A 12,387-nucleotide genomic window follows, 5' to 3' on the forward strand; every position below is an offset into this window, starting at 1 on the left:
CCACCGAGGGGGACACCGGAAACGGTGTCCCCCTCTTCATGAGGACACCACCATGTACAAGCTCTTCTTCCAGCTCGTCTTCAAGCGCATGGACCCGGAGAAGGCCCACTACCTCGCCTTCCGCTGGATCCGGCTGGCCGCCCGCACCCCGGTCCTGCGGACCTTCGTCGCCGCCGCCCTCGCCCCCCGGTACAAGGAGCTGCGCACCGAGGCCCTGGGCCTCCGCATGCACGGCCCCTTCGGCCTCGCGGCCGGCTTCGACAAGAACGCCGTCGCCATCGACGGCATGGCCATGCTCGGCTTCGACCACGTCGAGATCGGCACGGTCACCGGCGAGGCCCAGCCCGGCAACCCCAGGAAGCGGCTCTTCCGCCTCGTCCCGGACCGGGCCTTGATCAACCGCATGGGCTTCAACAACGAGGGCTCCGCCGCCGTCGCCGCCCGCCTCCACGCGCGCGCGGCGGTCTTCCGGACCGTCGTCGGCGTCAACATCGGCAAGACCAAGGTGGTCGAGGAGGCCGACGCGGCCGCCGACTACGTGAAGTCCACCGAGCGGCTCGCCGCCCACGCCGACTACCTCGTGGTCAACGTCTCCTCGCCGAACACCCCCGGCCTGCGCAACCTCCAGGCCACCGAGTCGCTGCGCCCGCTGCTCACCGCCGTCCGCGAGGCCGCCGACCGCACGGTCACCGACCGCCGGGTCCCGCTCCTGGTGAAGATCGCCCCCGACCTCGCCGACGAGGACGTGGACGCCGTCGCCGACCTCGCCGTCGAACTCGGCCTGGACGGCATCATCGCCACCAACACCACCATCGCCCGCGAGGGCCTCGGCCTCTCCTCCGCCCCGGCCCTCGTCCAGGAGACCGGCGGCCTCTCCGGCGCCCCGCTCAAGGAGCGCTCCCTGGAGGTCCTGCGCCGCCTGTACGCGCGCGTGGGCGACCGGATCGTCCTGGTGGGCGTCGGCGGCATCGAGAACGCCGAGGACGCCTGGCAGCGCATCCTGGCCGGTGCCACCCTGATCCAGGGCTACAGCGCCTTCATCTACGAGGGGCCGTTCTACGCCCGGGCGATCCACAAGGGCCTCGCAGCCCGCCTCGCGGCCTCCCCGTACGCCACCCTCGCCGAAGCCGTCGGCGCCGACCACCGAAAGGCCACCACCTCGTGACCCTCCCCTTCGGCACCCGTCTGCGCGCCGCCATGGACGAGCGCGGCCCCCTCTGCGTCGGCGTCGACCCGCACGCCTCGCTGCTGGACTCCTGGGGCCTCGCCGACGACATCGCGGGCCTGGAGCGCTTCACGTACACCGTGGTCGAGGCGCTGGCGGACACCGTCGCCGTCTTCAAGCCGCAGGCCGCCTTCTTCGAGCGCTTCGGCTCGCGCGGCGTCGCCGTCCTGGAGCGCGCCACCGCCGACCTGCGCGCGGCCGGCGGCCTGGTCGTCATGGACGCCAAGCGCGGCGACATCGGCTCCACGATGGGCGCCTACGCGGAGGCGTTCCTCCGCAAGGACTCCCCGCTCTTCTCCGACGCGCTCACGGTCTCCCCGTACCTCGGCTACGGCTCCCTGAAGCCGGCCGTCGACCTGGCCCGGGAGTCCGGCGCCGGGCTCTTCGTGCTCGCCCTCACCTCCAACCCGGAGGGCGGCGAGGTCCAGCGGGCCGTCCGTGAGGACGGGCGCACCATCGGCGCGACCATGCTCGCCCACCTCGCCGAGGAGAACGCGGGGGAGACCCCCATGGGCTCCTTCGGCGCGGTCGTCGGCGCCACCCTCGGCGACCTCTCCTCCTTCGACCTCGACATCAACGGCCCGCTCCTGGCCCCCGGCATCGGCGCCCAGGGGGCGACCCCGGCCGACCTCCCGGTGGTCTTCGGGGACGCGGTCCGCAACGTCGTCCCGAACGTGAGCCGGGGCGTGCTCCGCGCCGGACCCGACGCGTCCGCCCTGCGGGACGCGGCGACGCGCTACGCGGACGAGATCCGGGCGGCCGTCGCCGGGTGACACGCTCCCACCGCCGTCCTGGCATCCCCGCAGGTGGGAGCGGACGGCACCCTCGGACGGCCCAGCGTCGTGGCACTTGACGAAATCTTGGCAGAAATCCGGGTCGTTATGCCGGAAAAGTCCTGGTCGGCAGAGGCTGACCAGGACTTTTCCGCTGTTCTCGCTGACTGGAGCGGCCGCGGCCGCTAGTCTCCGGGGCAGGGCAGACGTCCAACGGTCACGTCGTTGGACGTTGCTCCACTGGTGTGGGTCGACCAGGTCCCTCACCGGTCCGTATCCGACAGATCGACATCCGAGGTGACGTAGGCGTGGCTCTTCCGCCCCTTACCCCTGAACAGCGCGCAGCCGCGCTCGAAAAGGCCGCCGCGGCTCGCCGGGAGCGGGCCGAGGTCAAGAATCGACTCAAGCACTCCGGCGCCTCCCTCCACGAGGTCATCAAGCAGGGCCAGGAGAACGACGTCATCGGCAAGATGAAGGTCTCCGCCCTCCTTGAGTCCCTTCCCGGCGTCGGCAAGGTCCGCGCCAAGCAGATCATGGAGCGGCTCGGCATCTCCGAGAGCCGTCGTGTCCGTGGTCTCGGCTCCAACCAGATCGCCTCCCTGGAGCGCGAGTTCGGCGGCGCCGGCGCCTGATCGGGCGCCCGGACCGTCGTCCGGCCCGGTGCCCGATCCGGGACATCCGTCCCGGGCACCCCGGCGATGCTGGAATAATCGCTGCATGGCAGCAGAGGTACGTCCGCGGCTGACCGTGCTCTCCGGCCCCTCAGGGGTCGGCAAGAGCACGGTCGTCGCTCATATGCGCAAGGTCCACCCCGAGGTCTGGCTCTCGGTGTCGGCCACGACACGAAAGCCCCGCCCCGGCGAGAAGCACGGCGTCCAGTACTTCTTCGTCTCGGACGACGAGTTCGACAAGCTGATCGCCAACGGTGAGCTCCTCGAGTGGGCCGAGTTCGCGGGCAACCGCTACGGCACCCCCCGCAGCGCGGTCGTCGACCGCCTGGAGAAGGGCGAGCCCGTCCTCCTGGAGATCGAGCTCCAGGGCGCGCGTCAGGTGAAGGAGTCCATGGCCGACTCCCGGCTCGTCTTCCTGGCCCCGCCGAGCTGGGAGGAGCTGGTCCGCCGGCTCACCGGCCGCGGCACCGAGTCGCCCGAGGTCATCGAGCGGCGTCTCGCCGCCGCCAGGATCGAGCTCGCCGCCGAGTCGGAGTTCGACACCACGCTCGTCAACACCTCCGTCGAGGACGTCGCGCGCGAGCTGCTAACGTTGATGCACGTAGTCTGATCTTTTATCCATCTTCGGAAGGTAGAGCGTGTCCTCTTCCATCACCGCGCCCGAGGGCATCATCAACCCGCCGATCGACGAGCTGCTCGAGGCCACTGACTCGAAGTACAGCCTCGTGATCTACGCGGCCAAGCGCGCGCGTCAGATCAACGCGTACTACTCGCAGCTCGGTGAGGGCCTGCTGGAGTACGTCGGTCCCCTCGTCGACACCCACGTCCACGAGAAGCCGCTCTCGATCGCCCTGCGCGAGATCAACGCGGGTCTGCTGACCTCCGAGGCCGTCGAGGGCCCCGTTCAGTAAGCGTTGCGTTCGTCACTCCAGGCCCGGCGGTTCGTCCGCCGGGCCTGTGGTGTCTCATGGACTCGGATACTGGAGTCGTAACGCAGCCGAGTACGCGTACGAGCGCGGGGAGTGACAGCCGTGACCAAGCCGAAGGTCGTTCTGGGCGTGAGCGGTGGCATCGCCGCCTACAAAGCGTGCGAGCTGCTGCGCCGGCTCACCGAGTCGGGCCACGACGTCCGCGTCGTCCCCACCGACTCCGCGCTCCACTTCGTCGGCGCCGCCACCTGGTCCGCGCTCTCCGGCAACCCGGTCTCCACCGAGGTCTGGGACTCCGTCCACGAGGTGCCGCACGTCCGCATCGGCCAGGCCGCCGCCCTCGTCGTCGTCGCCCCCGCCACCGCCGACATGCTGGCCAAGGCCGCCCACGGCCTCGCCGACGACCTCCTCACCAACACGCTGCTCACCGCGCGCTGTCCGGTCGTCTTCGCCCCCGCCATGCACACCGAGATGTGGGAGCACCCGGCCACCCAGGAGAACGTGGCCACGCTCCGCCGCCGCGGCGCCGTCGTCATCGAACCCGCCGTCGGCCGCCTCACCGGCGTCGACACCGGCAAGGGCCGGCTCCCCGACCCCGGCGAGATCTTCGAGGTCTGCCGGAGGATCCTGGCCCGCGGAGTCACCGCCCCCGACCTCGCCGGACGCCATGTCGTGGTGAGCGCCGGCGGCACCCGCGAGCCCCTCGACCCGGTCCGCTACCTGGGCAACCGCTCCTCCGGCAAGCAGGGGTACGCCCTCGCCAAGGCGGCCGCCGCGCGCGGCGCCCGGGTCACCCTCGTCGAGGCCAACACGGGCATGCCCGACCCGGCCGGAGTCGACGTGGTCCACGCGGGCACCGCCCTCCAGCTGCGCGAGGCCGTCCTCAAGGCCGCCGCCGACGCCGACGCGGTCGTGATGGCCGCCGCCGTCGCCGACTTCCGCCCGGCCTCGTACGCCACCGGCAAGATCAAGAAGACCGACGACGGGGGCGCCCCGACCATCGAGCTGGTCCGCAACCCCGACATCCTCGCCGAGCTCTCCGCCGAGCGCGCCCTGCCCGGCCAGGTCGTCGTCGGCTTCGCCGCCGAGACCGACGACGTCCTGGCCAACGGCCGCGCCAAACTCGCCCGCAAGGGCTGCGACCTCCTCGTCGTCAACGAGGTCGGCGAGCGCAAGACCTTCGGCTCGGAGGAGAACGAGGCCGTGGTCCTCGCCGCCGACGGCACGGAGACCCCGGTCCCGTACGGGCCGAAGGAAGCCCTCGCCGAAACCGTCTGGGACCTCGTCCTGCCCCGGCTGCGCGAGCGCCCCGCCTGAGCGTTCACCCGTCTGCCCCGAGCGGTGTCCGGGCGCCCCGGTACGGCACCGGAGTGCCCGGCGGGGCGCGCGAAACGCCGTGCCGGGAGTGATCTGCGCCCCACCCGGAGCCCCCCTCGGGCCCCGTCGGAGGCCGAATCCGGCCCCCGTGGACCATTCGCCAGGCGAGACACCTGGTCCAAGGTCCGACCTCGCCCGATAGACTGTCCGTGGAACGTCGCGGGGCGCAGCCCCCTGCCGGTCCGCGAAGAGACAGCCAGCAGCCGCTGCAACCCCAGGGAGCGTTGTGTCCCGTCGTCTGTTCACCTCGGAATCCGTCACCGAGGGACACCCCGACAAGATCGCTGACCAGATCAGCGACACCATCCTCGACGCGCTGCTCCGGGAGGACCCCACCTCCCGCGTCGCCGTCGAGACGCTGATCACCACCGGCCTCGTGCACGTCGCCGGCGAGGTGACCACCAAGGCGTGGGCGGACATCCCCACCCTCGTCCGCAACAAGATCCTCGAGATCGGGTACGACTCCTCGAAGAAGGGCTTCGACGGCGCCTCGTGCGGCGTCTCGGTCTCCATCGGGTCGCAGTCCCCGGACATCGCGCAGGGCGTGGACACCGCTTACGAGAAGCGCGTCGAGGGCGACGAGGACGAGCTGGACAAGCAGGGCGCCGGTGACCAGGGCCTGATGTTCGGCTACGCGTCGGACGAGACCCCCGAGCTCATGCCGCTGCCGATCCACCTCGCGCACCGGCTCTCCCGCCGCCTCACCGAGGTCCGCAAGAACGGGACCATCCCGTACCTGCGTCCCGACGGCAAGACGCAGGTCACCATCGAGTACGACGGCGACAAGGCCGTCCGCCTCGACACGGTCGTGGTCTCCTCGCAGCACGCCTCGGACATCGACCTCGACTCGCTGCTCGCGCCCGACATCCGCGAGTTCGTCGTCGAGCACGTCCTGAAGGAGCTCGTCGAGGACGGCATCAAGCTCGACACCGACGGCTACCGCCTCCTGGTCAACCCGACCGGCCGCTTCGAGATCGGCGGCCCGATGGGCGACGCCGGCCTGACCGGTCGCAAGATCATCATCGACACGTACGGCGGCATGGCCCGCCACGGCGGCGGCGCCTTCTCCGGCAAGGACCCGTCGAAGGTGGACCGCTCGGCCGCCTACGCGATGCGCTGGGTCGCCAAGAACGTCGTCGCCGCGGGCCTCGCCTCCCGCTGCGAGGTCCAGGTCGCCTACGCGATCGGCAAGGCCGAGCCCGTCGGTCTCTTCGTCGAGACCTTCGGCACCAACGCCGTCGAGACCGAGAAGATCGAGAACGCCATCGGCGAGGTCTTCGACCTCCGCCCGGCCGCGATCATCCGCGACCTCGACCTGCTCCGCCCGATCTACTCCCAGACCGCCGCCTACGGCCACTTCGGCCGCGAGCTGCCCGACTTCACCTGGGAGCGCACCGACCGCGTCGACGCCCTGAAGAAGGCCGCCGGCCTGTAAGGCCCCGCGCGACGACGGAAGCCCGGCACCCCGTGGGGGTGCCGGGCTTCCGCCGTCCGCACCGCTGTCCGAGCCGTCTGGTAGGTATGAGGCTGTGAGCAGCGAGAAGGAGAATCCCGAGGGGCCCGAGCAGCTCGCGCTCATCCGGGAGACCGTGCGGAAGGCGAAGGTGCCGCGGGCGAAGCCGCGGACGTGGCGGGACGCCGCGCTCGCGAAGGAGCTGCCGGTGGCCCGGGTGGTGGTGAACAAGGGGGCGCTGCATCTCGACCAGTTCTTCGACTACGCCGTGCCCGAGGAGCTCGACGCCGCCGCGCAGCCGGGGGTGCGGGTGCGGGTGCGGTTCGGGGCCGGGGCCGGGCAGGTGCGGGGCGGGCGGCGCGAGGGCGGGCGGCTGATCGACGGGTTCCTCGTCGAGCGGCGGGCCGCGTCCGACTACTCCGGGCCGCTCGCCGCCCTCGCCGACGTGGTGTCGCCGGAGCCGGTGCTCGGGCCCGAGCTGCTGGCGCTCGCGCGGGCCGTCGCCGACCGGTACGCGGGCAGCCTCGCCGACGTGCTCCAGCTCGCCGTGCCGCCGCGCAGCGCCGCCGCCGAGGGGCGACCCTCGCCCGCGCCGCTGCCGCCGCCCGCGCCGCCGGCGCCGGGCACCTGGGGGCGGTACGAGCAGGGGGCCGCGTTCCTGGAGTCGCTGGCCCGCGGCGGGAGTCCGCGGGCCGTCTGGACGGCGCTGCCGGGGCCGTACTGGGCCGAGGAGATCGCCCGCGCCGTCGCCGCCGCCCTCGCCTCCGGGCGCGGCGCCCTCGTGGTCGTCCCCGACGGCCGGGCCGTCGGGCGGGTCGACGCGGCGCTCACCGCCGTCCTCGGGGAGGGGCGGCACGCGGTGCTCACCGCCGAGGCCGGGCCCGAGAAGCGGTACGGGCAGTGGCTCGCCGTCCGGCGCGGCTCCGTACGGGCCGTCGTCGGCACCCGCGCCGCCATGTTCGCCCCGGTCAGGGAGCTCGGCCTCGTCGTCCTCTGGGACGACGGCGACGGCAGCCACAGCGACCCGCACGCCCCCCAGCCGCACGCCCGCGAGGTGCTGCTGCTGCGCGCCGCCCACGACCGGTGCGCCTTTCTGCTCGGCTCCACCGGGTGCACCGTGGAGGCCGCCCAGCTCGTCGAGTCCGGCTGGGCCCGGCCGCTCGCCGCGAACCGTGAACAGGTCCGCAGGGCCGCGCCCCTCGTCCGTACCGTCGGCGACGACCTGCTCGCCCGGGACGGGGCCGCCCGGGCCGCCCGGCTGCCCTCGCTCGCCTGGGAGACCCTCCGGGACGGGCTGCGCAGCGGGCCGGTCCTCATCCAGGTGCCCCGCCGGGGGTACGTGCCCCGGCTCGCCTGCCAGCAGTGCCGGACGCCCGCCCGCTGCCGGCAGTGCGCCGGGCCGCTGGAGGCACCCGACCAGCGGGAGCTGCACTGCGCCTGGTGCGGGCGGGAGGCACCCGCCTGGCACTGCGAGGCGTGCGGCTCCACCCGGCTGCGCGCCCAGGTCGTCGGCGCCCGCAGGACCGCGGAGGAGCTGGGCCGGGCCTTCCCCGCCGTGCCCGTACGGACCTCGGGGCGCGACCACGTCCTGGACCGGGTACCGGACCGGCCCGCCCTCGTCGTCTCCACCCCCGGCGCCGAACCGGTCGCCGACGGCGGCTACGCGGCGGCGCTGCTGCTCGACGGCTGGGCGCTGCTCGGCCGCCCCGACCTGCGGGCCGGCGAGGAGGCGCTGCGGCGCTGGATGGACGCGGCCTCGCTGGTGCGGGGCCAGGCCGAGGGCGGCACCGTGGTGGTGGTCGCCGAGCCGACGCTCCGGCCCGTGCAGGCGCTCGTCCGCTGGGACCCGGTCGGGCACGCGCAGCGGGAGCTGGCCGAGCGCGCCGAGCTGGGCTTCCCGCCGGTCTCCCGGATGGCCGCGGTCAGCGGGCCGCCGGAGTCGGTGGAGACCTTCCTGGCGGCGGCCGCGCTGCCCATGGACGCCGAGGTCCTGGGCCCGGTGCCGCTGCCGGTGGTCCGCCCCGGGTCCGCGCGCCGGCCCGGCGAGCCGCCGCCCGGCGAGCGGTGGGACCGCGCCCTGGTCCGGGTCCCGCCCGGCAGTGGCGCGGCGCTCGCCCAGGCCCTCAAGCACGCCCGGGCGAGCCGCCAGGCCCGGGGCACCGGCGACACCGTCCGGATCCGGGTGGACCCGCCCGACATCGGCTGAGGGCCCGGACACGACGACGGCCGCCGCCCCCTTCGGCCAGGGGGTGGCGGCCGGCCGTCGGCTCCGCGAGGTCAGCCGTTGCGCGGGCTGGGGAAGGCGGGCGAGCGGGGCTCGTCGCGGAGGGTGGCGCTCCCCGAGGTCGGCTGCGGCGGCATGGAGCGGGCGGCCGGCACCGACGGAAGGGGCCGGGCGACACCCGGCTCGGCGCCGTGCTCCGGCTCCACGACGGGCTGCGCGGGTGCCCGGCGGGCGCCGTAGCGCCGGTGGACGGCCTGCTTGGTCACCCCGAGCGCGGAGCCGACGGCGTCCCAGGAGAAGCCGAGGGAGCGGTCGAACTCGACGGCGGCGGTCACCAGGGTCTCGACGCTGTCGCGGAGCTCCTGGGCGAGCCGTACGGTGGGGGCGGGCGCGCGGCCGTAGACGACGAAGCCCGTGGACGGGCCGGAGCGGCGCGGGCGGTAGACATTGCCCAGCTGGGCCGTGAGCGTGCGCAGTGCGTCCACCTGCCGCCGGACCCGCTCGATGTCCCGCACCAACAGGTGCAGACTCGCCCGGGCTTGGGCGTCGTGGGTTGCGTGGTCGGCCATGGATGAGCCTCTCGAACCGGCGATGGAAGGGCGGGCCGCAGGGGGGACGGCGGCCCGATACGGTCAATCTCTCTTGACCAACGCGCCACCGGGACTTGGGTCACGCTGCGGGGGCGTACACGCATATGCGCGGGGCGCTCGCCGTCGCGTACGCCCCCTCCCGGCCGGAGCCGCCCGATCCGGCCCGGCCCGGCGGGAGCGGGGGGACACGACCTAGACTGGTGCGTCGCCCGCAAAGCCCCCGGACAGACAGGCAGTCGCCACCCATGAAGCTCGTCTTCGCAGGCACCCCCGAGGTCGCCGTCCCCGCCCTGGACGCCCTGCTCGCCTCCGGCCGCCACGAGGTCGCCGCCGTGGTCACCCGGCCGGACGCGCCCGCGGGCCGCGGACGGCGCCTGGTGGCCAGCCCGGTCGCGCAGCGGGCCGAGGAGGCGGGGATCGAGATCCTGCGGCCGGCCCACCCGCGTGACGAGGACTTCCTCGCCCGGCTCCGCGAGATCGCCCCGGACTGCTGCCCGGTCGTCGCCTACGGGGCGCTGCTGCCGCAGAAGGCCCTCGACATCCCGGCCCACGGCTGGGTCAACCTGCACTTCTCCCTGCTGCCGGCCTGGCGCGGCGCGGCTCCCGTCCAGCACGCGCTGATGGCGGGCGACGAGGTGACCGGGGCCAGCACCTTCCAGATCGAGAAGGGCCTCGACTCCGGTCCGGTCTACGGCGTGATCACCGAGGAGATCCGCCCCACCGACACCAGCGGCGACCTCCTCACCCGCCTCGCCTTCGCGGGCGCGGGTCTGCTCGCGGCCACCATGGACGGCATCGAGGACGGCGCCCTCAAGGCCGTCCCGCAGTCCGCCGACGGCATCACCCTCGCCCCCAAGATCGAGGTCGAGGACGCCCACGTCGACTTCGCCGCCCCGGCCCTGCGCGTCGACCGGGTCGTCCGCGGCTGCACCCCTGCTCCCGGTGCCTGGACCCTCTTCCGCGGCGAGCGCCTCAAGCTCATCCAGGTCGCCCCGGTCCCCGAGCGCACCGACCTCGCCGCGGGCGAGCTCGCGGCCGGCAAGAACAACGTGCACGCGGGCACCGGCTCGTACGCCGTCGAACTCCTCTGGGTCCAGCCCCAGGGCAAGAAGCCCATGAAGGCGGCGGACTGGGCCCGCGGCGTCCGCATCGCCCCCGGGGAGCGGCTGGGCGCGTGACGCCGTCGGCCTCTCAGCCGTCGGGTACCGCGTCGGCTTCTCAGCCGTCGGGTTCCGCGTCGGCCTCCCCGGAGTCGCCCCACCGGCGCCAGAGCGTCTCGGCCCACCAGGAGGCGTCCGGGCCGGGGCGCGGCACGACCGGGGGCGGGACCGGCGCGGTCTCGACGAGGTGGACGAGGGACCACGCGAGGCCGTAGCAGTCGTCGGGGCCGAAACAGCCGGCGAGCGCCGCGGCCTCCTCGGCCGTGACCGGGCGCGCGATCGCCAGGAGCTGCCGCTCGCGGCGTGCGATCTCCTCCTCGTCCGCCTCCTGGTCGGGCAGGGCGCCCTCGTCGACGAAGGTCCGCACGTCGGTTCTCATCCCCGCATGATCGGCCCGGGCCCGAGCCGGGGGCAACACGCTCCGGACCCCGCACCGGGACCGCCGGACCCCGCCGCACCGCCGGCGACGTAGGCTGGGGAGGTTCGACCCCTTCATTTCGTCACGCGGAGCACCTTTGAGCGAGCAGGCACGTCGCCGTCCCCCCAAGCCCCACCGCCGGCCCAAGAAGGACCCCGTGCGGATGCTCGCCTTCGAGGTGCTGCGGGCGGTCGACGAGCGGGACGCGTACGCCAACCTCGTGCTGCCGCCGCTGCTGCGGAAGGCCCGCGAGAAGGAGGGCTTCGAGGCCCGCGACGCGGCGCTCGCGACCGAGCTGGTCTACGGGACGCTGCGGCGCCAGGGCACGTACGACGCGATCATCGCGGCCTGCGTCGACCGGCCGCTGCGCGAGGTCGACCCGCCGGTCCTCGACGTGCTGTCGCTCGGCGCGCACCAGCTGCTCGGGACGCGGATCCCGCCGCACGCCGCCGTCTCCGCCACCGTCGAGCTGGCCCGCGCCGTGCTGGGCGAGGGGCGCGCCAAGTTCGTCAACGCCGTGCTGCGGAAGATCACGCGCCAGGACCTCGACGCCTGGGTGGCCGAGGTCGCCCCGCCGTACGAGAAGGACGCCGAGGACCACCTCGCCGTCGTCCACTCCCACCCCCGCTGGGTGGTCTCCGCGCTCTGGGACGCCCTCGGCGGCGGCCGCGCCGGCATCGAGGCGCTCCTGGAGGCGGACAACGAGCGGCCCGAGGTCACCCTCGTCGCCCGGCCCGGCCGGGTCGGCGTCGAGGAGCTGGCGGAGGCCGCCGAGACCGAGCCCGGACGCTGGTCCCCGTACGCCCTGCGGCTCACCGAGGGCGGCGAGCCCGGCGCCCTGGAGGCCGTCCGGGACGGCCGCGCCGGCGTCCAGGACGAGGGCAGCCAGCTCGTCGCGATCGCCCTGGCGAACGCGCCGCTGGACGGCCCCGACGCCCGCTGGCTCGACGGCTGCGCGGGCCCCGGCGGCAAGGCCGCGCTCCTCGGCGCGCTGGCCGCCGAGCGCGGCGCCGCCCTGCTCGCCTCCGAGAAGCAGCCGCACCGCGCCCGGCTCGTCGAGCGCGCGCTCGCCGGCAACCCGGGCCCGTACCAGGTCATCGCCGCCGACGGCACCCGCCCGCCGTGGCGCGAGGGCTCCTTCGACCGGGTGCTGGTCGACGTGCCCTGCTCGGGTCTCGGCGCCCTGCGCCGCCGCCCCGAGGCCCGCTGGCGCCGCCGCCCCGAGGACCTCGACGGCTTCGGACCGCTCCAGCGCGGGCTGCTCACCGAGGCGCTGCGGGCGGTCCGGGTCGGCGGGGTCGTCGGCTACGCGACCTGCTCGCCGCACCTCGCCGAGACCCGGGTCGTGGTGGACGACGTCCTGAAGAAGACCGGCGGCGCCGAACTGATCGACGCCCGGCCCCTCTTCCCGGGCGTCGACCGCCTCGGGGACGGCCCCGACGTCCAGCTGTGGCCGCATCTGCACGGTACGGACGCCATGTATCTGGCGCTGATCCGCCGGACCGCCTGACGGTTTCCGCTGGTACGTACCAGTACGTCCGGCGCCGGATCGAACCCGGACCGGTTC

Annotated in this window: 12 protein-coding genes; 10 read left to right on the forward strand and 2 right to left on the reverse strand. The window is 74.3% G+C overall.

The genetic code is table 11. The features are described 5' to 3' along the window. Window positions 1-52 precede the first annotated feature (52 nt). The 8 genes from ACFYT9_RS32495 (at window position 53) to ACFYT9_RS32530 (ending at window position 8,634) form a co-directional block, all read left to right on the forward strand. Window positions 53-1,165, forward strand: coding sequence for a quinone-dependent dihydroorotate dehydrogenase (locus ACFYT9_RS32495; RefSeq protein ID WP_389169358.1), 1,113 nt, complete (start codon window positions 53-55; stop codon window positions 1,163-1,165). Further along, window positions 1,162-1,998 carry an orotidine-5'-phosphate decarboxylase gene (gene pyrF, locus ACFYT9_RS32500; protein ID WP_389169360.1) on the forward strand — a complete coding sequence of 279 codons (837 nt, stop codon included), beginning with the start codon at window positions 1,162-1,164 and terminating at the stop codon, window positions 1,996-1,998. The genes ACFYT9_RS32495 and pyrF overlap by 4 nt, the downstream gene beginning before the upstream one ends. Window positions 1,999-2,306: 308 nt before the next feature. Next, window positions 2,307-2,630 (forward strand): integration host factor, encoded by a 324-nt coding sequence (locus ACFYT9_RS32505; RefSeq protein ID WP_030493613.1) that lies wholly within the window; start codon window positions 2,307-2,309, stop codon window positions 2,628-2,630. An 85-nt stretch (window positions 2,631-2,715) separates the two neighbouring features. Beyond that, window positions 2,716-3,279, forward strand: a complete 564-nt coding sequence (gene gmk, locus ACFYT9_RS32510; protein WP_376599896.1) for a guanylate kinase — start codon at window positions 2,716-2,718, stop codon at window positions 3,277-3,279. A gap of 28 nt (window positions 3,280-3,307) precedes the next feature. Continuing rightward, window positions 3,308-3,580: a DNA-directed RNA polymerase subunit omega gene (gene rpoZ, locus ACFYT9_RS32515; RefSeq protein ID WP_030493615.1), complete on the forward strand. Its 273-nt coding sequence runs from the start codon at window positions 3,308-3,310 to the stop codon at window positions 3,578-3,580. A 120-nt stretch (window positions 3,581-3,700) separates the two neighbouring features. Continuing rightward, window positions 3,701-4,915 (forward strand): bifunctional phosphopantothenoylcysteine decarboxylase/phosphopantothenate--cysteine ligase CoaBC, encoded by a 1,215-nt coding sequence (gene coaBC / locus ACFYT9_RS32520; protein WP_376599898.1) that lies wholly within the window; start codon window positions 3,701-3,703, stop codon window positions 4,913-4,915. A gap of 286 nt (window positions 4,916-5,201) precedes the next feature. Further along, window positions 5,202-6,410: a methionine adenosyltransferase gene (gene metK, locus ACFYT9_RS32525; RefSeq protein WP_382838968.1), complete on the forward strand. Its 1,209-nt coding sequence runs from the start codon at window positions 5,202-5,204 to the stop codon at window positions 6,408-6,410. Between the two features lie 94 nt (window positions 6,411-6,504). Then, window positions 6,505-8,634 (forward strand): primosomal protein N', encoded by a 2,130-nt coding sequence (locus tag ACFYT9_RS32530; RefSeq protein ID WP_389169363.1) that lies wholly within the window; start codon window positions 6,505-6,507, stop codon window positions 8,632-8,634. Between the two features lie 71 nt (window positions 8,635-8,705). On the opposite strand, the gene ACFYT9_RS32535 is transcribed toward ACFYT9_RS32530, so the two are convergent. Further along, window positions 8,706-9,221: a hypothetical protein gene (locus ACFYT9_RS32535; protein WP_387277824.1), complete on the reverse strand. Its 516-nt coding sequence runs from the start codon at window positions 9,219-9,221 to the stop codon at window positions 8,706-8,708. 266 nt (window positions 9,222-9,487) lie between these two features. On the opposite strand from ACFYT9_RS32535, the gene fmt reads away from it, so the two are divergent. Next, window positions 9,488-10,420 (forward strand): methionyl-tRNA formyltransferase, encoded by a 933-nt coding sequence (fmt, locus tag ACFYT9_RS32540; RefSeq protein WP_389169365.1) that lies wholly within the window; start codon window positions 9,488-9,490, stop codon window positions 10,418-10,420. A 40-nt stretch (window positions 10,421-10,460) separates the two neighbouring features. Here the strand turns inward: fmt and ACFYT9_RS32545 are convergent, their stop codons facing one another. Continuing rightward, entirely contained in the window at window positions 10,461-10,781 is a 321-nt protein-coding gene (locus tag ACFYT9_RS32545) for a hypothetical protein (RefSeq protein ID WP_389169367.1), read from the reverse strand. A 136-nt stretch (window positions 10,782-10,917) separates the two neighbouring features. On the opposite strand from ACFYT9_RS32545, the gene ACFYT9_RS32550 reads away from it, so the two are divergent. After that, window positions 10,918-12,330, forward strand: a complete 1,413-nt coding sequence (locus ACFYT9_RS32550; protein ID WP_389169369.1) for an RsmB/NOP family class I SAM-dependent RNA methyltransferase — start codon at window positions 10,918-10,920, stop codon at window positions 12,328-12,330. The last annotated feature ends 57 nt before the right edge of the window (window positions 12,331-12,387 follow it).

The organism is Streptomyces sp. NPDC004435, assembly GCF_042873895.1.
GTDB lineage: Bacteria > Actinomycetota > Actinomycetes > Streptomycetales > Streptomycetaceae > Streptomyces.

Bases quoted from the DNA above. Each gene is read 5' to 3' on its own strand.
- ACFYT9_RS32495 (WP_389169358.1), top strand. From the start codon at position 53: ATGTACAAGCTCTTCTTCCAGCTCGTCTTCAAGCGCATGGACCCGGAG.
- gmk (WP_376599896.1), top strand. From the start codon at position 2,716: ATGGCAGCAGAGGTACGTCCGCGGCTGACCGTGCTCTCCGGCCCCTCA.
- ACFYT9_RS32535 (WP_387277824.1), bottom strand. From the start codon at position 9,221: ATGGCCGACCACGCAACCCACGACGCCCAAGCCCGGGCGAGTCTGCAC.
- fmt (WP_389169365.1), top strand. From the start codon at position 9,488: ATGAAGCTCGTCTTCGCAGGCACCCCCGAGGTCGCCGTCCCCGCCCTG.
- ACFYT9_RS32545 (WP_389169367.1), bottom strand. From the start codon at position 10,781: ATGAGAACCGACGTGCGGACCTTCGTCGACGAGGGCGCCCTGCCCGAC.